This window comes from Obesumbacterium proteus (assembly GCF_001586165.1).
Taxonomy (GTDB): domain Bacteria; phylum Pseudomonadota; class Gammaproteobacteria; order Enterobacterales; family Enterobacteriaceae; genus Hafnia; species Hafnia protea.
This window is the reverse complement of sequence record NZ_CP014608.1, coordinates 4,701,906-4,723,776: the sequence shown is the minus strand read 5'-3', so window position 1 is coordinate 4,723,776 and position 21,871 is coordinate 4,701,906. Positions and strand designations below refer to the sequence as shown.

The 21,871-nt window shown below is 49.4% G+C and carries 21 protein-coding genes; 16 read left to right on the top strand and 5 right to left on the bottom strand.

Features of this window, described 5'->3' with window-relative positions:
- Window positions 1-94 precede the first annotated feature (94 nt).
- The 3 genes from DSM2777_RS22055 to uxaC all read right to left on the bottom strand — a co-directional run bounded on the left by DSM2777_RS22055 (window position 95) and on the right by uxaC (window position 4,723).
- Complete coding sequence (locus tag DSM2777_RS22055) at window positions 95-1,585, bottom strand: UxaA family hydrolase (protein ID WP_046459869.1); 1,491 nt, start codon at window positions 1,583-1,585, stop codon at window positions 95-97.
- Between the two features lie 22 nt (window positions 1,586-1,607).
- Complete coding sequence (locus tag DSM2777_RS22050; protein WP_061555162.1) at window positions 1,608-3,083, bottom strand: tagaturonate reductase; 1,476 nt, start codon at window positions 3,081-3,083, stop codon at window positions 1,608-1,610.
- Window positions 3,084-3,313: 230 nt separating this feature from the next.
- Window positions 3,314-4,723, bottom strand: coding sequence for a glucuronate isomerase (gene uxaC / locus DSM2777_RS22045; protein WP_061555161.1), 1,410 nt, complete (start codon window positions 4,721-4,723; stop codon window positions 3,314-3,316).
- Window positions 4,724-5,352: 629 nt separating this feature from the next.
- Between uxaC and DSM2777_RS22040 the strand changes: the two genes are divergently transcribed.
- From DSM2777_RS22040 to DSM2777_RS21985, 12 genes are all read left to right on the top strand, one after another.
- On the top strand, window positions 5,353-6,648 hold the full coding sequence (locus tag DSM2777_RS22040; RefSeq protein WP_061555160.1) for an MFS transporter: 1,296 nt from the start codon (window positions 5,353-5,355) through the stop codon (window positions 6,646-6,648).
- Window positions 6,649-6,850: 202 nt separating this feature from the next.
- On the top strand, window positions 6,851-7,624 hold the full coding sequence (exuR, locus tag DSM2777_RS22035; RefSeq protein ID WP_025799089.1) for a transcriptional regulator ExuR: 774 nt from the start codon (window positions 6,851-6,853) through the stop codon (window positions 7,622-7,624).
- A gap of 285 nt (window positions 7,625-7,909) precedes the next feature.
- Window positions 7,910-8,305, top strand: a complete 396-nt coding sequence (gene crcB / locus DSM2777_RS22030; RefSeq protein WP_046459857.1) for a fluoride efflux transporter CrcB — start codon at window positions 7,910-7,912, stop codon at window positions 8,303-8,305.
- 278 nt (window positions 8,306-8,583) lie between these two features.
- Window positions 8,584-9,075, top strand: a complete 492-nt coding sequence (locus DSM2777_RS22025; protein WP_237087797.1) for a hypothetical protein — start codon at window positions 8,584-8,586, stop codon at window positions 9,073-9,075.
- A gap of 82 nt (window positions 9,076-9,157) precedes the next feature.
- Window positions 9,158-9,835 carry a DedA family protein gene (locus DSM2777_RS22020; protein ID WP_046459858.1) on the top strand — a complete coding sequence of 226 codons (678 nt, stop codon included), beginning with the start codon at window positions 9,158-9,160 and terminating at the stop codon, window positions 9,833-9,835.
- The gene (gene mzrA / locus DSM2777_RS22015; protein ID WP_046459859.1) at window positions 9,804-10,238 is read left to right on the top strand and encodes an EnvZ/OmpR regulon moderator MzrA; all 435 of its coding nucleotides are present in this window, start codon (window positions 9,804-9,806) and stop codon (window positions 10,236-10,238) included. The genes DSM2777_RS22020 and mzrA overlap by 32 nt, the downstream gene beginning before the upstream one ends.
- Window positions 10,239-10,500: 262 nt before the next feature.
- Window positions 10,501-10,890: a DUF1090 domain-containing protein gene (locus DSM2777_RS22010; protein WP_046459860.1), complete on the top strand. Its 390-nt coding sequence runs from the start codon at window positions 10,501-10,503 to the stop codon at window positions 10,888-10,890.
- A gap of 136 nt (window positions 10,891-11,026) precedes the next feature.
- Window positions 11,027-11,332, top strand: coding sequence for an ElaB/YgaM/YqjD family protein (locus tag DSM2777_RS22005; RefSeq protein ID WP_004846778.1), 306 nt, complete (start codon window positions 11,027-11,029; stop codon window positions 11,330-11,332).
- A complete protein-coding gene (locus tag DSM2777_RS22000) occupies window positions 11,332-11,733 on the top strand; it encodes a phage holin family protein (RefSeq protein WP_046459861.1) in 402 nt (133 codons plus the stop codon). The genes DSM2777_RS22005 and DSM2777_RS22000 overlap by 1 nt, the downstream gene beginning before the upstream one ends.
- Window positions 11,730-12,023 carry a YqjK-like family protein gene (locus tag DSM2777_RS21995; protein WP_046459862.1) on the top strand — a complete coding sequence of 98 codons (294 nt, stop codon included), beginning with the start codon at window positions 11,730-11,732 and terminating at the stop codon, window positions 12,021-12,023. Before DSM2777_RS22000 ends, DSM2777_RS21995 begins: the two co-directional genes overlap by 4 nt.
- 320 nt (window positions 12,024-12,343) lie before the next feature.
- A complete protein-coding gene (locus tag DSM2777_RS21990; protein ID WP_061555159.1) occupies window positions 12,344-12,739 on the top strand; it encodes a DoxX family protein in 396 nt (131 codons plus the stop codon).
- Between the two features lie 135 nt (window positions 12,740-12,874).
- Complete coding sequence (locus DSM2777_RS21985; RefSeq protein ID WP_061555158.1) at window positions 12,875-13,855, top strand: glutathione S-transferase family protein; 981 nt, start codon at window positions 12,875-12,877, stop codon at window positions 13,853-13,855.
- 171 nt (window positions 13,856-14,026) lie between these two features.
- On the opposite strand, the gene DSM2777_RS21980 is transcribed toward DSM2777_RS21985, so the two are convergent.
- Together DSM2777_RS21980 and DSM2777_RS21975 are read right to left on the bottom strand one after the other, a co-directional pair.
- On the bottom strand, window positions 14,027-14,890 hold the full coding sequence (locus DSM2777_RS21980) for a YjjW family glycine radical enzyme activase (protein WP_061555157.1): 864 nt from the start codon (window positions 14,888-14,890) through the stop codon (window positions 14,027-14,029).
- Window positions 14,862-16,424: a YjjI family glycine radical enzyme gene (locus tag DSM2777_RS21975; protein WP_061555156.1), complete on the bottom strand. Its 1,563-nt coding sequence runs from the start codon at window positions 16,422-16,424 to the stop codon at window positions 14,862-14,864. Before DSM2777_RS21975 ends, DSM2777_RS21980 begins: the two co-directional genes overlap by 29 nt.
- A gap of 446 nt (window positions 16,425-16,870) precedes the next feature.
- Here DSM2777_RS21975 and deoC point away from each other — a divergent pair, with 446 nt between their 5' ends.
- From deoC to deoD, 4 genes are all read left to right on the top strand, one after another.
- Window positions 16,871-17,650, top strand: a complete 780-nt coding sequence (gene deoC / locus DSM2777_RS21970; RefSeq protein WP_040046211.1) for a deoxyribose-phosphate aldolase — start codon at window positions 16,871-16,873, stop codon at window positions 17,648-17,650.
- A gap of 256 nt (window positions 17,651-17,906) precedes the next feature.
- Window positions 17,907-19,229, top strand: a complete 1,323-nt coding sequence (deoA, locus tag DSM2777_RS21965) for a thymidine phosphorylase (protein WP_061555155.1) — start codon at window positions 17,907-17,909, stop codon at window positions 19,227-19,229.
- A 108-nt stretch (window positions 19,230-19,337) separates the two neighbouring features.
- Window positions 19,338-20,561 carry a phosphopentomutase gene (deoB, locus tag DSM2777_RS21960; RefSeq protein ID WP_046459868.1) on the top strand — a complete coding sequence of 408 codons (1,224 nt, stop codon included), beginning with the start codon at window positions 19,338-19,340 and terminating at the stop codon, window positions 20,559-20,561.
- A 93-nt stretch (window positions 20,562-20,654) separates the two neighbouring features.
- Window positions 20,655-21,389, top strand: a complete 735-nt coding sequence (gene deoD / locus DSM2777_RS21955) for a purine-nucleoside phosphorylase (protein ID WP_061555154.1) — start codon at window positions 20,655-20,657, stop codon at window positions 21,387-21,389.
- Window positions 21,390-21,871 lie beyond the last annotated feature (482 nt).

Here is a 21,871-nt window from a genome sequence, read left to right as displayed (position 1 = left end):
ATCTAACTCCCTTTAATCCTTTCTTCATGCCGCTTCATATAGAAAAACGGCGTTCACACGAACGCCGTTTTTGCGAGCGACGATGACTATGGTTTTACAGCGTTACACCGCTCTTAAAAATGGCCAGTTCGCGGAAGTCATTAATTTCGTTGCGTGTCTGATGACCATTGGCAATATTGACGATCATATCAATGAATGAAACCAACAGCTGATCCATGGTTTTACCATGCAACAACTGACCTGCATCGAAGTCGATCCAGTGCGGTTTTTTGGTTGCGATTTCGGTATTGGTCGCCAGCTTCACGGTTGGAACGAAGCCGCCGTATGGCGTACCGCGACCGGTGCTAAACAGCACCATATGGCATCCGGCTCCGGCCAATGCGCTGGTGGCAACCGCATCGTTGCCCGGTGCACTCAGCAGATTCAGCCCCGGCGTTTTTAACCTTTCGCCATAGCGCAGCACGTCGATAACCTGACTCTGACCTGCTTTTTGTGTACAGCCTAAGGATTTCTCTTCCAGCGTGGTGATACCGCCCGCTTTGTTGCCCGGAGATGGATTTTCATAAATAGGCTGGTTGTGTTCGATGAAGTATTGTTTGAAGTTGTTAACCATATCGACGGTTTTTTCAAACGTTGATTCATCGCGGCAACGGCTCATCAGAATGCGCTCAGCGCCAAACATTTCAGGTACTTCGGTGAGAACGCTGGTGCCGCCGTTGGCTATCACATAATCAGAGAAACGGCCCAGCAGAGGATTAGCGGTAATGCCGGATAAGCCATCAGATCCTCCGCACTCTAAGCCAAATTTCAACTCGCTGAGTTTGCCAGCTTCACGGCGATCGTTGCGCATCACTTGATAAAGCTGATGCAGATGTTCGATACCGGCTTCAACTTCGTCATCCTGCTGCTGACATACCATGAAATGCACGCGGCTGGCATCGTATTCACCCAGCGTGTCACGGAAAGCCGCAATTTGGTTATTCTCACAGCCCAACCCAACGACCAGGACAGCACCGGCGTTAGGGTGGCGCACCATGTTTTGTAGCATGGTGCGGGTATTGATGTGGTCGTCGCCCAACTGTGAGCAACCAAATGGATGAGTAAATAAATAAGCGCCGTCGATGCCTTCTGCATCGCCGGTTTCTTTCAAAAAGCGGGTTAGCATCTGACGAGCCATACCGTTAACGCAGCCAACGGTAGGTAAGATCCAAAGTTCATTACGGATCCCTACATCGCCGTTTTGTCGGCGGTAGATCTGTACGTCACGATCGGCCATCTGCGCCGGAAGATCGGCAAAATCTGGCTGGTATTGATACTGATCCAGATCGTTAAGGTTGGTTTTCGCATTTTGCGAATGAATATGCTCACCCGCGGCAATCGCCGTTAAGGCATGACCGATGGGCAAGCCATATTTCACAATCATGTCACCCGATGCTAACGGCGCGAGGGCAAATTTGTGCCCACGAGCAATGTCGCTCAGTAGATGAATGGACTGTGATTCCACGCTAAGGGTTTCACCTGCGCTGAGATCGCGTAGGGCAACGGCGACGTTATCCAGCGGATGAATTTTAATAACGCTTGGCATATTTTGCATAATTCAATTCAGCTCAGGCAGTAACGGATAATGATGAAACGGCAGAACGCATACCGTGCTGTTCAATTTGCTGTAAGTATCCGCTGATGGTTTGGGTCATCTCAGGGATCTGGTTAAGATCTTGCCCCCAGTGATCGGCGTCGCTCAGAATTTTTTGCACGAAGCTTTCCAAACTTTCACTGCCTGCTTTTACTGCGCTCCAGCCGGAGTGATAACGTTCGAGCCAATGCGCATCATCTTGCAACGGATAGCTTTCGCCGTCACGTTCGCCACGGTAGAACGCGATCAACGCGGCAAGTGCAAAGCATAAACGCTGAGGCAGCTTGCCCGTTTGCTGCTGGTAAGCCAGCACCTGAGGCAGAATACGGGTGCGGTATTTCGTCATACCGTTTAGCGCAATAGATAACAACTGATGCTGAATGAACGGGTTACGGAAACGGCTTAGCACCGCATCAGCAAATGATTTCAGTTCATCGGCAGGCATATCGAGCACTGGCACGATTTCTTGGCTAATCGCTTTCTCGACGAACTCGGTTATCTGAGCGTCGTTCATGCTTTCGCCCACGGTGTTGAGTCCGGCTAAGAATGCCACTGGAACCAGTGCGGTATGAGCCCCGTTCAGGATCGCTACTTTGCGTTCTTTATAGGGCTTGATGTCATCCACGATGCGAATGTTTAGCGGCTTATGATCCTTGGCAAAGGCATCTAAACGAAGTTCCTGTGCCAGTGACTGTGGGCCTTGGATGACAAACAGGTAAAAGTGCTCTGCGGTATCTAAAAATGCGTCTTGATAGCCCAGCTCGTTCGTCAATGCTTCGACTTCGTCGCGTGGATATCCGGTCACGATACGGTCTACCAGCGTTGAGCAGAACGTGTTGCTTTGTTCTAACCACTGAATGAATTCTGACGGTAAATCCCACTGCTGAGCATAGCGCAACACCAGCTCACGCAGCGCTTCACCGTTGTAGTCGATTAACTCGCATGGCAGCAATACCCAACCTTTATCGGCGGCACCATCGAAATGGCAAAAACGCTCGTACAGTAAGCGTGTCAGCTTGGCTGGGAAGCTGGTCGGTGGGGTATCGGTTAGCTTATCTTCGGCGACGTAGCTGATACCCGCTTCGGTGGTGTTCGAAAACACAAAGCGGATGTTGGCATCGTGTGCCAGTGCTAAATAGGCATCAAAGTCTTGATACATATTGATTTCGCGGTTCACGCTACGAATGATACGAGACTCACGAACGGCTTCGCCTTGTTCGTTCAAACCACGAATAATCGTGGTAAACAAACCGTCCTGCGTGCTGAGTGACGGCGGAAAGTTGCTATTTAGCGGGCGTACAACCACCACTCCCGCATTCAAATCGGTATGCTCATTCAGCAGATCCAACTGCCAGTCTACAAACGCACGTAGGAAATTGCCTTCACCAAACTGAATCACTTTGTCTGGGTGCTGGCGGCCGGGAAAATCACGACGATTAAGAGTTTGCATTCTGGATCTACCTCAGAGGGGCCACGATTTGGTGGCCTTCAACATATAAAAGGAACAAGCGTTGGGTGTTATACCCTTCATACTTCAAGTTGCATGTGCGTTGGCTTTCCTCGCTCACCCTAGTCACTGACTCAAGTAAGCTCCTAGGGATTCACTGCGTTGCCGCCTTCCTGCAACTCGAATTATTGTGGGTATAGAAAAAAAGGGGCGGCTAAACCGCCCTAGGATAATTACAACTCAATCGCAAAATAGTTTTTGGCATTATCGAAGCAGATGTTTTTCACCATATTACCCAGCAATTCGATGTCTGCCGGAGCTTCACCATCGGCAACCCAGCGGCCAATCATTTGGCACAGGATGCGGCGGAAATATTCGTGGCGGGTGTAAGACAGGAAGCTGCGGCTATCGGTAAGCATGCCAACGAAGCGGCTCAGCAAACCAAGTTGGGCGAGCTGAGTCATCTGGCGCTGCATACCGTCTTTCTGATCGTTGAACCACCAGCCGGAACCGAACTGCATTTTCCCTGCCATGCCTTCGCCTTGGAAGTTACCGATCATGGTGCCGATGACTTCGTTATCACGTGGATTCAGGCAATAGATAATGGTTTTCGCTAAGCCAGTAGAGCGGCTTTGCGCATCGAGCAAGCGAGAAAGGGCGAAAGCCACCGGTGCGTCATGGATAGAGTCAAAACCGATATCAGGACCAACGGTTTCAAACATGCGAGAGTTGTTATTGCGCAGCGCGCCAATGTGGTATTGCTGCACCCAACCGCGTTTGTGGTATTCAGCACCCAAGAACAGCAGCACAGCCGTTTTGAACTGAGCAACTTCTTGCTCGGTTGGCATTTTGCCTTCTAGGCGACGGGTCAGAATATCGTTCAACGTGGTTTCGTCGGCTTCGCCGTACATAACCACATCAAGCGCGTGGTCAGACACCTTGCAGCCATGCGCAGCAAAGTGGTCCATCCGAATTTTAAGCGCATCGCAGACATCGCTGAATTTACGGATATCAACGTCAGCGGCTGCGCTCAGTTTTTGCATATATTCAGGGAAGATCGCGGCATCAATGTTAAAGGCTTTATCTGGACGCCAGCTCGGCAGCACTTTGACGTCAAAGCTGCTGTCTTCCGCGATGATTTTATGGTGGCTCAGATCGTCAATAGGATCGTCCGTCGTTCCCACCATTTTGACATTCATCTGCTTCATGATACCGCGAGCGCTGAACTCTTCGCGTTCAAGCAGCGCATTACAGCGATTCCAGATGTCGTCAGCCGTTGCACCGGAGAGCAGGGTGCCGGTAATGCCAAATGGACGACGCAATTCTAGGTGTGTCCAGTGATAGAGCGGGTTACCAATGGTATGAGGAACGGTTTCAGCCCATGCCTGAAACTTCTCGCGATCGCTTGCGTCACCGGTGCACAGACGCTCGGCAACGCCGTTGGTGCGCATCGCACGCCATTTATAGTGGTCGCCTTTTAACCAGATGTCATACAGGTTTTTAAACCGATAATCCTGTGCAATCTGCTCAGGAGGGAGATGACAGTGATAGTCAAAAATTGGCTGTTCAGCCGCGTATCCGTGGTACAGGCGGCGCGCAAACTCGGTATCAAGCAAGAAATCTTCGGTTAAAAACTGCGACATAATCGGGTTCCTCAGGAGCGTAACGCTTCGGTGAGCTATTCTTTTGCGGCTAAAGTTATCACACCAATTATGGCGCTCGTCCAGAACTTTTTCCGCGATTAGCGTAATGAAAGCGACAAAACAGAATAATTACTCAGCACTTTCGCTTATGAAGCCACTTTCCTGCGTGGCTAAAGTGTGTGTTTATTATTCCTTAATCCAAAAATGGTTTTTGTGATGGCTCTCAACTTTTAAATCTGTATGACAAGTTATCTTAGCCACCGCTGCGAAATGAGTATTGCCCTAACCAATCATGAGCAGTGGTTTGACCAATATCTATTTATCAAGCAACAAAAAGCCAATTCAAAGTCGGAACAGGAACGTCCGAACTTTCCATCTAGGGCCGTAGTTTTAGAACCACAGCGCAGATGAATAAGGTAGATGCGTACCTCACACGTAACGCTATCACCGTTTCAATATGGAGAGTTATTACGCGGCGCAGTCACAAGCGCGGTTCATTGCAGCCTTGCACACATCGCCAAAGGCGTTCCACAAGGCAGAGTTCTAAGCCCAAACAATTTCAAGGTGTCGGAAGTCGGCCAATGCTGATGTCGCTTGAACGTTGCGGGATATACTGGGAGAGAGTTTAAATGCGTAAAATTAAAGGCTTACGCTGGTACATGATAGCCTTGGTTACCGTGGGAACTGTATTGGGTTACTTAACTCGTAACGCCATTGCTGTTGCTGCTCCGACCTTACAAGACACCATGCATATCACCACCCAGCAATACTCTTATATTATTGCTGCATATTCTGCGTGTTATACCATCATGCAGCCTGTTGCAGGCTACGTGCTCGATGTGCTGGGAACGAAGGTAGGTTATGCACTGTTTGCCATCCTGTGGGCGGTATTCTGCATGGGCACCGCATTAGCCAGTAGCTGGGGTGGCTTGGCCATCGCACGTGGTGCGGTGGGTATGGCTGAAGCAGCCATGATCCCTGCGGGGCTGAAAGCCTCATCCGAATGGTTCCCTGCGAAAGAGCGTTCCATCGCCGTTGGCTACTTTAACGTAGGTTCATCGATTGGTGGGATGATTGCGCCTCCATTAGTGGTGTGGGCTATCGTTGCACATAGCTGGGAAATGGCGTTCATCATTACCGGCGCACTCAGCCTGATTTGGGCAATCTGCTGGTTAATCTTCTACAAACACCCGAAAGACCAGAAAAAACTGTCTGATGAAGAGCGTGATTACATCCTGAATGGTCAGGAAGCGCATCACCAAACCAACAACGCTAAGCGTATGTCTGCATGGGAAATTCTGCGTAACCGCCAGTTCTGGGGTATCGCTCTGCCACGTTTTCTGGCTGAGCCAGCGTGGGGGACTTTCAACGCTTGGATCCCGCTATTCATGTTTAAAGCTTACGGCTTCAACCTGAAAGAAATTGCGATGTTTGCTTGTATGCCAATGCTGTTTGCTGACGTTGGTTGCGTGCTGGGTGGCTATTTGCCTCCGCTTTTCCAGAAATATTTCAAAGTAAACCTGATTGTTTCGCGTAAGTTGGTGGTCACCATGGGGGCTGTTCTGATGATTGGCCCTGGCATGATCGGTTTATTCACTAGCCCTTATGCGGCAATCGCTCTGTTGTGTGTCGGTGGTTTTGCTCACCAGTCTCTGTCTGGCGCATTAATCACGCTATCTTCCGACGTCTTTGGACGTAATGAAGTGGCGACCGCCAACGGCTTAACTGGGATGGCCGCGTGGACCGCGAGTACGATGTTTGCGCTAGTCGTCGGGGCATTGGCAGATACCATTGGCTTTAGCCCGCTGTTTGCAGCATTAGCGGTCTTTGACCTGCTGGGCGCATTGGTTATCTGGACGGTGCTGCAAAACCGCACGGCGGAAGAAGTTGAAGCCGCATCAAACCATCAGAAAGCGACGGTGTGATCTTTTTGATGTACTAGCGGTTTAAGTTATCGACCGTATCCTTGGAATCCGCCGTTTACCGGCGGATTTTTTTTACCTGCATTTTAACCTGCTACCAGAGCGTTGGGCTCTCTGGCACGTATATTGGAAAAGTGGTATAACAGATTTAAATCAGTATGTATCACAGCCTTTGCCCACTCTTAACCCTAATAGAGCACCATAAATGGAATTCACAGAACCCAGAAGACTGTATCAACAGTTAGCCGCAGAGCTGAAACAGCGTGTCGAATCAGGTGTTTACCCTGTCGGTGAAAAGCTGCCAGCCGAGCGATTTATCGCCGAAGAGATGAACGTGAGCCGCACCGTGGTTCGCGAGGCTATCATCATGCTGGAGGTCGAGGGCTATGTTGAGGTGCGTAAAGGTTCGGGCATCCATGTCATCAGTAATCAGCCAAAAACGTTGGTTCAGCCTAATCGCAATATTCAGTTTGCGAGTGCAGGGCCGTTTGAGCTGCTGCAAGCACGCCAGCTGATTGAAAGTAATATTGCCGAGTTTGCGGCAACGCAGGTCACCAAGCAGGATATTGTGGCACTGATGGAAATTCAGGAACATGCGCGTCAGGAAGATCGTTTCCGTGATTCTGAGTGGGATTTAAAATTTCACGTACAGGTGGCTTTGGCGACACAGAACTCAGCCATGGCTACCATTGTGGAGCAGATGTGGAGCCAGCGTATTCATAACCCGTATTGGCTAAAACTACATGAACATATCGACGATGTGTCGATCGAAAGCTGGTGTGAAGACCACGACAAGATCCTCAAAGCACTGATGCGTAAAGATCCCTACGGCGCGAAAGTGGCGATGTGGCAACATTTGGAAAATACGAAGCAAATGCTTTTCCAAGCGACCACCGATGACTTCGAATTTAACGTCGATCGTTATCTGTTTGCCGAAAACCCCGTGGTGCATTTGGACGGCGTAACCAACGCCAAATAATTCATCTAATGGATTGTGCGTTGTAAAGAATCGTTGGCTTAATCTATAATTCAATCGGTGATGGTGCTCCACCGTTGGTTACTGAATTCTCGGTAGCTAAAAACCGCCAAAAGAGTCTTCTCTTTTCGCTGATGACGCCTGGCAGAAGTCTGAGTTTTATTTCTCTGTTTATTCAGAGCGATAGTGCTTGGCTGCCGGGCTGAAATCCTCTCCCTGTGGTCAATCAAATCGCCTCTGCTGACAGTCTTCATCTATAACATGCTTGTTATTATCAAGGAGCACGCCATGAGCTATGGCTTAACACTACTGATTGTTGCCTTTGGTGGCGCCGTGGGGGCTATTACCCGTTTTCAAATCACCAACTGGTTCAACGGTTGGTTTGGGAATTCATTCCCTTATGCCACGCTGACGGTGAACGTGGTGGGCTGCTTTATCATGGGGTTATTGGTTGCGGCGCTAAATACCGGAACGCTAATTGCTCCTCATTGGCGTCCACTGATTGCGGTCGGTTTTTTGGGCGCGTTAACCACCTTTTCTACGTTCTCGTTTGATACCTTGGCGCTGTTTACCCAAGGATTCTGGCTGCGGGCAGCCATGAACGTTATTTTGAATCTGGTGCTGTGCATGATTGCGGTTGCTGCAGGCTATGCGTTGATTAGCCGTGGATCAATGCCGGGTTAATCAGTATCAGCCATATCTAGCCGTGTTTATTGAGAAGAATAGATAAACACGGCAACGTTCATTGATCATACTAATACCTCCTTTTTTCCCTTCCGGTTTCCTTTTCATGAACATCGTGGAAACCAGACGTAAATAAGCACCTATATCGCTAGATTCGTCGCGATAAATGCGTATTTTCTGCTGTTTCCTCGACGGTGATTTTGCTACAGTTAGCCGACTTTTTTCTGCATATGTCTGGAAGCAACAAAATATTGAAGCGTCTTTCGTCTGCCACCGTTATGTTACTGTTGTTATGCTGGGTCAGTATGGCCTCTGGCAAGCAAACGGCTTGGCATTCGCACAATGCGAATCACTATGTTATTCCAGCCTACGTTGTTAAAGCCGATAGCGATTTAGGTGAAATATTCACAGATAGTTTGTCCATGCCGGTCATGCAGCCGCTGGGTGAACGTGAACAATATCTTTCTCGTAAATCGAATACGCGGAAACTGACGGCGTTACTGCGTCTTCATATGCAATCGGGTTCAGAGCAAGGGCGGATGTCGCCTAAGTTGCCGGATGCTCCTCTACCGCTGCGCGCGGAAATTCCCTATTTTGACGCATCTCGACAGTATAGTGGCGAGGGCGTTTCTCTTGCTCTATTACGAACATTACAGCTTCCCCCGCATCAAAATCGGCTGGGTGGCTGGAAAGAGAGTAATATTCTATACAGAGGCAAGCTGACGTATGACCAACCGGATGCCAAGCGCACGTTGGTTAACTTTAGCTAGCTCCCTGACTCCATCGTCCTTTGTGACGTCCATGAGATGAGCTGGCGGATGGACCTTCCGAATTTTCAGTTAGGAATACTCGATGGATATGATTAACGAATTGATACACGCCCTGTGGCAACAGGACTATGAAACATTGGCGAATCCATCGCTGGTGTGGACGATTTACGGCATTTTGTTTGTGATTTTATTTCTGGAAAATGGTTTGCTGCCGGCGGCCTTTTTACCGGGCGATAGTTTACTGATCCTCGTCGGCGTGCTGATTGCTAAAGGTACTATGGGCTTTGGCATGACTATTTTTGTGCTAACTACCGCGGCGAGCCTCGGCTGTTGGGTCGGGTATATCCAAGGGCGATGGCTCGGGAATACCAGACTGGTGCAAAAGTGGCTCTCTCATCTTCCTGCGCACTATCATCAGCGCTCGCACCATCTGTTCCACAAACACGGCCTTTCGGCGCTGTTGGTTGGGCGTTTTCTCGCTTTCGTGCGCACGCTGTTGCCGCTGATTGCGGGTCTTTCTGGTTTAAGCAGCACTCGCTTCCAATTCTTTAACTGGATGAGCGGTTTCCTGTGGGTCATTATTTTGACAACGCTAGGCTATGTGCTGGGTAAAACGCCGCTGTTCCTGCGCTATGAAGACCAACTGATGTTCCTGCTGATGATGTTGCCACTGGTACTTTTAGTGGTGGGATTGGTGGGGTCATTGGTTGTTTTATGGCGTAAAAAACATGCAACAACGCAGCCTGAGCAAAGGAAATAACGTGACTCTGCTACTTATTCAACGGCTTGGATGGAAGCGTGCTTTGCTGCTTTTGGCGTTGATCGTCGCTGCATTTGCGTGGTGGGTTGTACCACATTTGGTACATAAAGAAACCACGCTGCAAATCAGCGCGACGCAGTCTGGTTTAGCGACGCCCGATGGTTTTTTTGTCTATCAGAAACTCGATGAGCACGGCATCAGTATTAAAAGCATCACGCCAGATGGCAACGGTTTGCTGGTTCATTTAGCGAAACCCGAACAGCAGGATGAGGCAATGCATGTGCTACAAACGGTGCTGCCGCGTGGCTATAGCATTGCGTCTAAAACACATCGACGCACGCTGTTTCAGTCTGCTGAAGGTGACGTCAAGGATCCTCCCAGGCAACCGAGACTTAGCAGCTAAACATTAAAAACAGAGCCTTATGGCTCTGTTTTTGTTTTTAAGGATTGTCTGATTTTTCGATTATCGGCTCCCTTTTTTGACTGTAAAGCACCTATTATTTAATGATAGTGATAAGTAATCGTTAATAATTACAGGTTATAGTTATAACGGTCGGACGCGCTTCAGCGGCCACGTTAATGCTTATCGAACGAATGCTTGTTTCGATGATACAAGGATATATTTCCCCGGAGTGGGGCACTTTTAAACTCAATAAGGACTTTTCATGACATTCAAAAAAACCGTACTTTTTGCTATGACCGTTGCTTCTTTGGGTATGATGAGCGCAGCTGCTAATGCGGCGGCGGTAACCTGTGCTAGCAAGCAACAAAGCATTGAAGAACAGATCCAATATGCCCAGCAGCACAACAACACGCATCGTGTCGCCGGTTTGCAAAAGGCGCTTAGTGAAGTGAAAAGTAACTGCACTGAAGCAGGGCTACGCGCCGATCTGCAAAAAGACGTAAAAGAAAAACAGCAAAAAGTGGCTGAACGTCAGCAGGAACTCAGCGAAGCTCAGCAAACCGGAAAAACTGACAAAATCAGTAAAAAAGAGAAAAAACTGGCCGAAGCTCAAGATGAGTTGAAAGAGGCACAGCAGGCGTTGGGGCAGTAATTAACGTCGCTAAAATGCCGAGTTTTTTCATACCAAATGCGGCAGATACAGAAGGATATGTGGCAATTACCTTTGCGCTCATGGAAAAAGCTCGCTATGTTAAAAGACCATATCAGTAAAGTTAAGGAGTCTAGGAATGGCTAACGATTCAACTTCCGAGCAATTACGTGCCGAACTGAAGTCCCTCGCCGATACCTTAGAAGAAGTGCTGAACTCTTCTACCGACAAGCCGAAGGCCGAGCTGGAAAAAATCCGTGCGAAGGCTGAAAGCGCGTTGCAAGGTAGCCGTGCACGCTTGAACGCGGCCGGTGAGAAAGTGGCTGCACAAACCAAAGAGATCGCAGATCGTGCAGATAGCTATGTTCACGACAATCCTTGGACTGGCGTAGGCATCGGCGCAGCGGTCGGTGTGGTGCTAGGCGTTCTATTGGCTCGCCGCTAATGCCTGCTGATAACACCACTTCTCAGGGTCCCGCTCGCGGGGCTCTGAGTACCGCTCAGCGCATTGTCACCATTATTGTTGGCATGGTGGAAACTCGGCTGCGTTTGGCCGTGGTGGAGCTGGAAGAGGAAAAGGCTAACGTCATTCAATTGCTGATGATGGCGGGTATTACGCTGCTGTTCACTGCATTTGGTTTGATGACGCTGCTGGTTTTACTTTTCTGGGCGATTGATCCGGCCTATCGCTTGATGGCTTTGGGGATCACCACCGCAGTTTTACTGGGTCTAGCATTAATTGGGGCAATTTGGACTATCACCAAAGCTCGACGTTCAACGCTGTTAGGGGCCACTCGCCGCCAGCTAGAAATTGACCGAGAGCTACTGGAAGAGGATCGCAAGTGAGCCGTAATCGTCAAGAACTCGCCTTAGAGAAAGCGCGTCTGCTGCGTCAGGTTCAGCAGCAACGTCTTGATTTAGCCGGTGAGCGTCGTGCATGGTTACAGCTCACGGCGAAATTTGACCACCGTGTGTCGGCCGTGATGCGGTTACGCAAATTTATGCTGCTAGGCTCAAGCCTGCTGGCGCTCTATGGCGCTCGCCATCCGGCTAAAACCGCTCGCTGGACGCGCCGCGCATTCAGCGTATGGGGCGTGGTCAAAGTGGTACGTAAAGCGTTTTACTCAAAACCCTAGCCAGATTCCCCCCGCTTCCAAGCTATAAAAATCCCACAAAATTCCTGCGTGTTTACCTACGTTAAAAGTAATAACAGGCGAAATTACTCGCGTACTATCTTTTAACTTATTGTATTTGATTATTTTCTTATAACTTTTTGACTTCAGTTTTTTTGAAGAATTCCAGCAATTTTACTCGCTAACACTCTTTCATGCTTTGTCCTAGTATTAGCCCATCGAGAGAAACGCGCTCCACAATACGGCTCACGCCACATGGATTGCACGCCTCACACCGAATAGCGCTGCATAAGCGGCAACATCAAATTGTCTGGAGCATGAAAATGAACAACAAATTAGAAAATATCGCACTGCTGGCCGCCCGTATCCTGATGCCAATCCTGTTTATTTCTGCGGGTTGGGGCAAAGTCACTGGCTACGCTGGCACGCAGCAATACATGGAAGCCATGGGCGTTCCGGGCGCACTGTTGCCGCTGACTATTTTGTTAGAGCTGGGTGGTGGTTTAGCCGTTCTGTTCGGTTTACTGACTCGCACTACCGCACTGTTTACCGCAGGCTTCACGATTCTGACCGCATTCCTGTTCCACTCGAACTTTGCGGAAGGTGTTAACCAACTGATGTTCATGAAAAACCTGACTATCGCTGGTGGATACTTGGTGTTGGCAGTTGCAGGTCCAGGCGCATTCAGCATCGACCGTTTACTGAACAAAAAATGGTAATGACCTACCTTTCTACAGCTCGAATGATTTAGAGTCAAAGGGCTATAGTGAGATAGTAAAGGGGCGAAAACGCCCCTTTATGCTTTGGTATAAAGTCACTTCTCTGCGAATTATTGGGCACAATCAGGAGGATTTATGGGACAACTCGTTGACGGCATCTGGCAAGATATCTGGTATGACACCAAATCTACCGGTGGACGTTTTAAGCGTTCAAACGCGCAGTTTCGTAATTGGGTCACTCCTGATGGATCTGTTGGCCCCAATAACGAACCAGGATTTAAGGCAGAAAAAGATCGCTACCATCTTTATGTCTCTTTGGCCTGTCCGTGGGCACATCGCACGTTGTTAGTGCGTAAGCTCAAAGGGTTGGAAGCGCTGATACCTGTTTCCGTGGTCAGCCCGCTGATGCTGGAAAATGGTTGGACGTTTGAGCGCTCCTTCGCTGCGGCGACCGGTGATGAACTCTATCACCATGATTTTCTCTATCAGCTCTATCTACAAGCCGATCCGCACTATACCGGGCGTGTTACTGTTCCCGTGCTGTGGGACAAACAAACCCAAACCATCGTCAGCAACGAATCCTCAGATATCATTCGTATGTTTAATACTGCGTTTGATGATTTGGGCGCAAAGCCAGGGGATTTCTATCCATCGGAATTGCGTACTGAGATTGATGAACTCAATAGCTGGGTTTATGACACCGTCAATAATGGCGTCTATAAAGCAGGGTTTGCGACGTCGCAAGAGGCCTATGATGAAGCCGTTAACGCGGTATTTTCCTCATTAGATAAGCTGGAAAACATTCTTTCTCGTCAGCGTTATTTAACCGGTGAGCGCTTAACCGAAGCCGATCTTCGTTTGTGGACCACGTTAGTGCGCTTTGATCCGGTATACGTGACGCATTTTAAATGCGATTGGCAGCGGATTAGCGACTACCCGAATCTGTATGGATTCCTGCGTGATATTTATCAGATGCCAGGTATTAAAGAGACGGTTAATCTGGAACACATTCGTAATCATTATTATCGCAGTCATAAAACCATCAACCCAACGGGCATTATTTCGATTGGGCCAAAGCAAGATCTTGATGCTCCGCACGGTCGCGATAAGCGTTAAAAAAAGCCCTGCAAAAGCAGTAACACCTTTCACTTAAGTGTGATTTTAGGGGAAGTACACCGATGGGGTCGTAGCAGCTTTAGCTGCCGGAGCGCCCCGCGGTGTGCTAGCCCCGTGTATCTCGCTCTCTTAAACGAACGGCGTTATGCACAAGTAGGGCTTTTTGATTTCTCATAAATACAGCGCAGGGCGGATAATTTGTTTTACGCCACGTTGGGTAAGCGCGGCGGCTAGCGTTTCAACATCTTCTTTTGTGGCACTTTGCCATGCCTGCGCGTCACCGCGAACACCATGATGATGAAAGGCGTTGAGGCGTACAGGGATATCCCCGAGCGTGGTAATAAATTGTGCTAATTCATCAACATGTTGCAGATGATCGCTATGCTGTGGGATCACCAACAGACGCAGCTCGCTAAGCTTGTCATGTTTTGCCAACCACTGAATGCTTTGTTTGATCCTTTGATTATCTCGCCCCGTCAATGCGGTGTGGCATTCACTTCCCCACGCTTTAAGGTCGATCATGGCACCGTCCATCCATGGCGCAATTTTTTCCCAACCTGCCGTGGATAGTTCACCGTTACTGTCGATCAGGCAGGTTAAATGCCTGAGCGTTGGCGCGGATTTTATCGCGGTAAAGAAATCATATAAAAAGGGCAGTTGCAGCGTTGCTTCGCCGCCGCTTACCGTGATGCCATTGATAAACAGTGCATTACGTTTTACCTGTGCCAAAAGGGAGTCTACGCTGTAGCGCTGCACCATCGGGCTGGACTGCCGTGTACAGGTTTGCAGACAGGTATCGCATTGCTGGCAGGCTTTTTCATCCCAATGCACGACTCCCTCCACCAGACTTAATGCCTGATGAGGGCAGGTTGCGACACAGTCTCCGCAGTGGTCACAAAGACCAATCGTGTAAGGATTGTGGCAATTCTTACAGTTTAGATTGCACCCTTGCAGAAAAATGGCCAAGCGACTGCCTGGCCCATCGACGCAGGAGAACGGTAAGATCTTACTTACCGAGGCGCATCGTTTGCTCATGGCTAATCACTCGTGGCTGGCGTTGCATGATCCCGGTATTCTTGGCCGCTTCCTCTCCTAGCCACGTGGTATTTAGGCGTGAACCTTCCGCATTGAATTTTTCAATATCAGACAGACGTACCATGTAGCCGGTGATACGAACCAAATCGTTACCGCAGACGTTAGCTGAAAACTCGCGCATACCGGCGGCAAAACCCCCAAGGCAAAGCTGCATCATGGCTTCAGGATTGCGTTTGATGGTTTCTTCCAGCGTTAAAATATCGCTGATGCCCGAGGTGTAATGCGCATGGTGAGGAGCAACGGCCATCAAATGGGTGACAGGATCGGGTTCTGTGCCGTAAGGAATTCGAGCACCCGGTGTGGTGCCAATGTCAGAGCTAATACCTGATTGAGCATGCAGCATGGCACGCTGTTTCCAGCCGTGTTTAACCGGCGTTTGTGCCACAAACTCGGCCAGTTGTTCACTGATACGGTAGCCAAGCTGATTCGCCTGTTCGCTTTCACCGTAAACACCCGGTAAACCGTCTTTCTCCTGCAAAATATTCACCGCTTCTGCTAGCGCATAAATCCCAAACATAGGCACAAAGCGCTGAGGATCGATTAAACCTTCTTTTACCAAGAAGCTCTGCTCAAAGAAATGCGATTGGTTGTAGAGGAAGTCGGTTCGAGCATCAATAATATTAATTTGCTGGCGACAATAATACGGTAGCTGGCGAGTGAAGAAGTCCTGTGAAGACTCGCTGCGTAACGCAACCTGCTTCAAATTAATACGAACTAACGTGTTTCCGCCGCCGGCAAGTGGCAGAGAATTGTAACAGCTGACAATCCCGTAGTCGCCTTTTGTGAAAATATTATCATGTACAGGGCCGTTGGCGATGTGAGGCTTACTGCATTCACAAATGTTATTAGCCGCCTGAAGCAACAAAGATTCAGGTGTAATTTGTGGATCGTAGATAAACGTAAGGTTAGGCGCAACCTGCTTTAGCTCGGCGTCTACGCGTAAAATCAGGCGAGTCAGTAGGTTATCGCTTGGCCCAATGTTGGCGTGCATAAAAGCATCTGGCAAAGTGCGATCCAGATAACGCCAGAAACGTTTTATGCGGATATATAATTCGTTTTCTGTTAGAATTCCAACATAAGGCAGCAACAGGCTGTCTAAATGGCCGAGAAATACCGGCATAGAGGTGACCGAAGGAACATGGTGGTACAGGATGCACAGCATATTCAGTGCGTCGTCAAAATCCTGCGCTGGTTCCAGTTCCAGATATTCGGAGCCCTGTGACAAAAACTTGACGTAATCCGGCAGAGCGTAGCGTGGTTTGTACGGCGCATGCCCTTCAAACATATCGCAAATGACGTTCTCATCCAGTGCCTGACGGGCTTCTGGTGGTAAATTGGGATACGGCAGGGCGTTCTCGGCTTCTAGAGCCAAAAAGTGACGTTTTTGCTCTGGAGAAAGCGTTTCGCTGGTCGCAATTTGCTGGCAGCGCTGTAGGAAAGCAGGTAGTACAGAAGTATCGGTGGAATTCGTCATAACGCCTCTCTGCGGGCAATAGTGCTGTTTTATCGTCATTCTAAAGAGGATAAGCAAGCAAACTATTGATCCTGATATAGGCCGTGAGAAGGTAATGCGTTTTTCATCCATATAAGAGGTTATTTCGTGATGTTAATCACATATAATCTCGAGTTGTTACAGTTGGTTTTTCATCTACTGTGACGATGAGCACAAATGTGACGGAGGGTTTGTGTTCAAATAGTAACATATGATGTTGACCATGAAGGGCCATATGCGGTGAGATGGATCTCAGTTGCTTTCCGGTCAGAATGACGGAACAGAATCTTCAAGGAACCAAGTCCGCTCGCCAACGTATTGGGATACCTTCAAGGCTTTCGCGTTTATCGTGAACAGTGAAGCCTCCGAGCCCTAAATCATTGTGTCTGAATCTAGGCAAAGCCAGTTCAGCCCAGTTGGAGAGTAAAATGACTGATTTAAAAGTTGCTGCAAAACGTGCGTTACAGTTGATGGATTTGACTACCCTGAACGAAGACGACACCGACGAAAAAGTGATCGCTCTGTGCCATCAGGCAAAAAGCCCAGCTGGTAACACCGCAGCAGTTTGCATCTATCCACGTTTCATCCCAATTGCGCGTAAAACTTTGCGCGAGCAGGGCACCCCTGAAATTCACATCGCTACCGTGACTAACTTCCCGCACGGCAACGATGATATCGCTATTGCACTGGCAGAAACCAAAGCGGCTATCGCTTACGGTGCCGACGAAGTTGACGTGGTATTCCCATACCGCGCGCTGATGGCGGGCAACGAGCAGGTTGGTTTCGACATGGTTAAAGTCTGCAAAGACGCTTGTAACGAAGCTGGCGTATTGCTGAAAGTGATCATTGAAACCGGCGAGCTGAAAGACGCTGCGCTTATCCGCAAAGCATCTGAAATCTCTATCAAAGCGGGTGCTGACTTCATCAAAACCTCTACCGGTAAAGTTCCTGTTAACGCCACGCTGGAAAGCGCAGAGATCATGATGACCGTGATCCGTGATATGGGCGTAGGTAAAACCGTTGGCTTCAAGCCTGCTGGTGGCGTTCGTACCGCTGAAGATGCCGCAGAATATCTGGCTCTGGCAGGTCGTTTGCTGGGTGATGACTGGGCTGATTCCCGTCACTTCCGCTTTGGTGCTTCTAGCCTGTTGGCAAGCCTGCTGAAAACGCTGGGCTACGATGCTAAAGGCACTGGTAGCGCTTACTAATTCAGTTTTGGTTTAACTGTTTTTCGCCGCGGCGGTTTCGTCGCGGTGATACTTATTGTTTTATTTAAATTATTTGTTCGATACCCAAAATGATTGACGTTGCATCAAGGCGGCAAACATAGCCAACGTAGCGGCAACTTCAAGCAGGAAGGGGCGGGGCGTTCCGCAGAACATACCTCTTTAACCTACACACATATCCAATGTCTTGAGCATGCGCTCTAAGTTCTGAGGATATAATCAGCAGGGGGATACAACCTTGTTCCTAGCACAAGAAATTATTCGTAAAAAACGTGATGGCCACGCGCTCAGCGAGGAAGAAATTCGTTTTTTCATCAACGGCATTCGTGACAATACCGTTTCTGAAGGTCAGATCGCCGCATTAGCGATGACCATCTTTTTCCACGATATGATCATGCCTGAACGTGTTGCTCTTACTATGGCAATGCGAGATTCCGGTACGGTTCTGGACTGGAAATCATTGAATCTGAACGGCCCGATTGTGGATAAACACTCCACCGGCGGCGTGGGTGACGTGACTTCATTGATGCTTGGCCCAATGGTGGCGGCATGCGGTGGTTATGTTCCGATGATTTCTGGCCGTGGTTTAGGCCATACCGGCGGTACGCTGGATAAGCTGGAAGCGATCCCAGGATTTGATATTTTCCCTGACGACGCGCGTTTCCGTAAAATTATTTCTGAAGTGGGTGTGGCTATTATCGGCCAGACCAACTCTTTGGCACCGGCAGATAAACGTTTCTACGCGACGCGTGACATTACCGCGACCGTTGACTCCATTCCGCTGATCACCGCGTCTATTTTAGCTAAGAAATTGGCTGAAGGACTGGATGCGTTAGTGATGGACGTGAAAGTGGGTTCCGGTGCCTTCATGCCTACTTTCGAGCTCTCCGAAGCGCTGGCGCAGTCTATCGTTGGCGTAGCTAACGGCGCAGGCTGCAAAACAACCGCGTTACTGACTGATATGAATCAGGTTCTGGCGTCAAGCGCCGGTAACGCCGTTGAAGTTCGCGAGTCCGTGCAGTTCCTGGCGGGTGAATACCGCAACCCGCGTTTGTTTGAAGTGACGATGGCTTTATGCGCCGAGATGTTGATTTCTGGCAATTTGGCCGCAGATCAACAGGACGCACGCAATAAGCTGCAAGCGGTGCTGGATAACGGTAAAGCGGCAGAGATCTTTGGTCGTATGGTGGCAGCACAAGGCGGCCCAGCTGATTTTGTTGAGCGCTACGATAGCTACTTACCACAGGCTACATTAAGCAAGCCGGTCTTTGCTGAACACAGTGGTATTATTACTGCTATGGATACCCGCGAACTGGGTATGTCAGTGGTTGGACTGGGCGGCGGGCGTCGCCGTGCGACTGACAGCATCGATTACAGCGTCGGTTTAACTGATATGGTTCGTTTGGGCGACAGCGTAGATGCGCAGCGTCCATTGGCGATTGTGCATGCGTCCAATGAAGAAGATTGGCAACAGGCTGCGCGTGCAGTACGCAGCGCAATTGTGTTGGGTGACAAAGCTCCGGCAGAAAATCCGGTAGTTTATCGCCGTATCACCGAGTAAACGCCATACTTAACGGGTGTTTGTTAAACCAGCCTTAGAATTAAAACCAGAGAGTCGCCAAGTTTGCATCGGCTCTTTGGTCACAGCGCTAAAGCGCAGGAGAGTAAGATGAAACGTACATTTATCATGGTATTAGACTCATTTGGTATCGGTGCGAGTGAAGATGCTGAACGCTTTGGCGATGTGGGTTCCGATACGCTAGGTCATATTGCTGATGCCTGCGCGCGCGGCGAAGCAGACATTGGCCGCAAAGGTCCGCTGACCCTACCTAACCTGAGCCGTTTAGGCTTAGGTAAAGCGGCTGAAGAATCAACCGGCCGTTTCCCGCAGGGCTTAGATAAAAACGCTGATATCATCGGCGCGTATGGCTATGCGAGCGAACTCTCTTCCGGTAAAGATACTCCGTCTGGTCACTGGGAAATTGCGGGTGTTCCTGTTCTGTTCGATTGGGGCTATTTCTCCGATCATGAAAACAGCTTCCCACAGGAACTGTTAGATATTCTGGTTAAGCGCGGCAACCTGCCTGGCTATCTGGGTAACTGCCACTCTTCTGGTACCGTGATTTTGGATCAGTTGGGCGAAGAGCACATGAAAACCGGTAAACCGATTTTCTATACCTCCGCTGACTCCGTATTCCAGATTGCTTGCCATGAAGAAACCTTCGGGCTGGATCGTCTGTACGAGCTGTGTGAAATAGCACGTGAAGAGCTGACTAAAGGTGGTTACAACATTGGCCGCGTGATTGCGCGTCCATTCGTAGGCGACAAACCGGGTGAGTTCAAACGTACCGGCAACCGTCATGACTTAGCGGTTGAGCCACCGGCACCAACCATGCTGAAAAAACTGGTTGATGAGAAGGGCGGCGAAGTCGTTTCTATCGGTAAAATTGCTGATATCTACGCTAACGTCGGCATCACGCAGAAAGTGAAAGCGACCGGTATTGATGCGCTGTTTGATGCAACGCTTATCGAGATGGAAAAAGCGGGTAATAACACCATTGTGTTCACCAACTTTGTCGATTTCGACTCCTCTTACGGCCACCGTCGTGACGTCGCAGGTTATGCCGCTGCGCTTGAGCTGTTTGACCGCCGTCTGCCAGAAATGCTGAAATTGGTGAAAGATGACGATATCATTATCTTCACCGCTGACCACGGCTGTGACCCAACATGGGAAGGCTCCGACCATACCCGTGAACACATCCCTGTTCTGGTTTACGGACCTAAAGTGAAACCGGGCTCGTTGGGCCATCGTGAAACCTTCGCAGATATTGGCCAAACCGTAGCAAACTACTTTGGTCTGTCTCCGATGGATTACGGTAAAGTGATGTTTTAATTTCTGAGCGCCACCCGGCTTTGATGAGTCGGGTGGCGTTTCATTTCATAGTTAGCTTGATATTTAGACTTACATACCAAAAGGATACGAATTATGGCTACGCCGCATATTAATGCCGAGATGGGTGATTTTGCAGACATTGTGTTGATGCCGGGCGATCCGCTGCGCGCAAAACACATTGCTGAAACTTTCCTGCAAGACGTCCGTCAGGTAAACAGCGTGCGCGGCATGCTGGGCTTCACCGGTACTTATAAGGGTCGTAAGATCTCCGTTATGGGTCACGGCATGGGTATCCCATCATGTTCTATCTATGCGAAAGAGCTGATCACTGATTTTGGCGTGAAAAAAATCATTCGCGTGGGTTCATGTGGCGCAGTGCGCATGGACGTTAAACTGCGTGACGTGGTTATCGGTATGGGTGCATGTACTGACTCTAAAGTTAACCGTCTGCGTTTCAAAGACCACGACTATGCAGCGATTGCAGACTTCGATATGGTGCGTAACGCATCTGACGCAGCGAAAGCCAAAGGCATCAATGCACGCGTAGGTAACATCTTCTCCGCTGACCTGTTCTACACGCCAGACCCGTCTATGTTCGACGTGATGGATAAGTACGGCATTCTGGGTGTGGAAATGGAAGCTGCGGGCATCTACGGCGTTGCCGCTGAGTTTGGTGCGAAAGCGCTGACTATCTGCACCGTATCTGACCACATTCGTACCCACGAGCAGACTACTGCTGAAGAACGCCAGACCACTTTCAACGACATGATTGAAATCGCGCTGGAATCCGTTCTGCTGGGCGATGCGGAAGAAGCTGCTGCTAAGTAATAGCGGATAGCTGGAATACGTTTAAAGGCTCCTGAAAAGGGGCCTTTTTTGTATTCGCTGGGGGGGGGGGGGGATTTTGCGATGGGGCAAGATTTTGTCTGACTCTCGTTTATGTGGCGATGGTGAAAGGTTTCGTTCGCCTATCCGCTGCTGTATTCACATACAAACTGGGTAGAAGGCGACCGATGAGGGGCGCCAGCGCGCGCCCCTTCAATCCTCGCGCTTTTATCCGAGACGCCATCTCCGCTCCGGTTTGGTATCGCCCATCCAGGGCGCCCCAAACTCCGCCGGTACATCCCTGTACCGGCGGCTCTCCCTACCAAGACTTAAACAATTAAAAGAAAAGAGAGAAATAAAATAAAAAGATAAGAAGACAAAAATGTCTTTTGTCTTTTTTATGTTTAAAGAGTGCATTTTAGAGCCGCCAGCAGGGATGCTGGTGGCAGGTTGAGGGCGTACAGGATGTGCGCTCCGAGACCGGT

Excerpts from the sequence above, each read along its gene's own strand:
- DSM2777_RS22055 (WP_046459869.1), bottom strand. The coding sequence starts at position 1,585 with ATGCCAAGCGTTATTAAAATTCATCCGCTGGATAACGTCGCCGTTGCC.
- DSM2777_RS22050 (WP_061555162.1), bottom strand. The coding sequence starts at position 3,083 with ATGCAAACTCTTAATCGTCGTGATTTTCCCGGCCGCCAGCACCCAGAC.
- uxaC (WP_061555161.1), bottom strand. The coding sequence starts at position 4,723 with ATGTCGCAGTTTTTAACCGAAGATTTCTTGCTTGATACCGAGTTTGCG.
- DSM2777_RS22040 (WP_061555160.1), top strand. The coding sequence starts at position 5,353 with ATGCGTAAAATTAAAGGCTTACGCTGGTACATGATAGCCTTGGTTACC.
- exuR (WP_025799089.1), top strand. The coding sequence starts at position 6,851 with ATGGAATTCACAGAACCCAGAAGACTGTATCAACAGTTAGCCGCAGAG.
- crcB (WP_046459857.1), top strand. The coding sequence starts at position 7,910 with ATGAGCTATGGCTTAACACTACTGATTGTTGCCTTTGGTGGCGCCGTG.
- DSM2777_RS22025 (WP_237087797.1), top strand. The coding sequence starts at position 8,584 with ATGTTACTGTTGTTATGCTGGGTCAGTATGGCCTCTGGCAAGCAAACG.
- DSM2777_RS22020 (WP_046459858.1), top strand. The coding sequence starts at position 9,158 with ATGGATATGATTAACGAATTGATACACGCCCTGTGGCAACAGGACTAT.
- mzrA (WP_046459859.1), top strand. The coding sequence starts at position 9,804 with ATGCAACAACGCAGCCTGAGCAAAGGAAATAACGTGACTCTGCTACTT.
- DSM2777_RS22010 (WP_046459860.1), top strand. The coding sequence starts at position 10,501 with ATGACATTCAAAAAAACCGTACTTTTTGCTATGACCGTTGCTTCTTTG.
- DSM2777_RS22005 (WP_004846778.1), top strand. The coding sequence starts at position 11,027 with ATGGCTAACGATTCAACTTCCGAGCAATTACGTGCCGAACTGAAGTCC.
- DSM2777_RS22000 (WP_046459861.1), top strand. The coding sequence starts at position 11,332 with ATGCCTGCTGATAACACCACTTCTCAGGGTCCCGCTCGCGGGGCTCTG.
- DSM2777_RS21990 (WP_061555159.1), top strand. The coding sequence starts at position 12,344 with ATGAACAACAAATTAGAAAATATCGCACTGCTGGCCGCCCGTATCCTG.
- DSM2777_RS21985 (WP_061555158.1), top strand. The coding sequence starts at position 12,875 with ATGGGACAACTCGTTGACGGCATCTGGCAAGATATCTGGTATGACACC.
- DSM2777_RS21980 (WP_061555157.1), bottom strand. The coding sequence starts at position 14,890 with ATGAGCAAACGATGCGCCTCGGTAAGTAAGATCTTACCGTTCTCCTGC.
- DSM2777_RS21975 (WP_061555156.1), bottom strand. The coding sequence starts at position 16,424 with ATGACGAATTCCACCGATACTTCTGTACTACCTGCTTTCCTACAGCGC.
- deoC (WP_040046211.1), top strand. The coding sequence starts at position 16,871 with ATGACTGATTTAAAAGTTGCTGCAAAACGTGCGTTACAGTTGATGGAT.
- deoB (WP_046459868.1), top strand. The coding sequence starts at position 19,338 with ATGAAACGTACATTTATCATGGTATTAGACTCATTTGGTATCGGTGCG.
- deoD (WP_061555154.1), top strand. The coding sequence starts at position 20,655 with ATGGCTACGCCGCATATTAATGCCGAGATGGGTGATTTTGCAGACATT.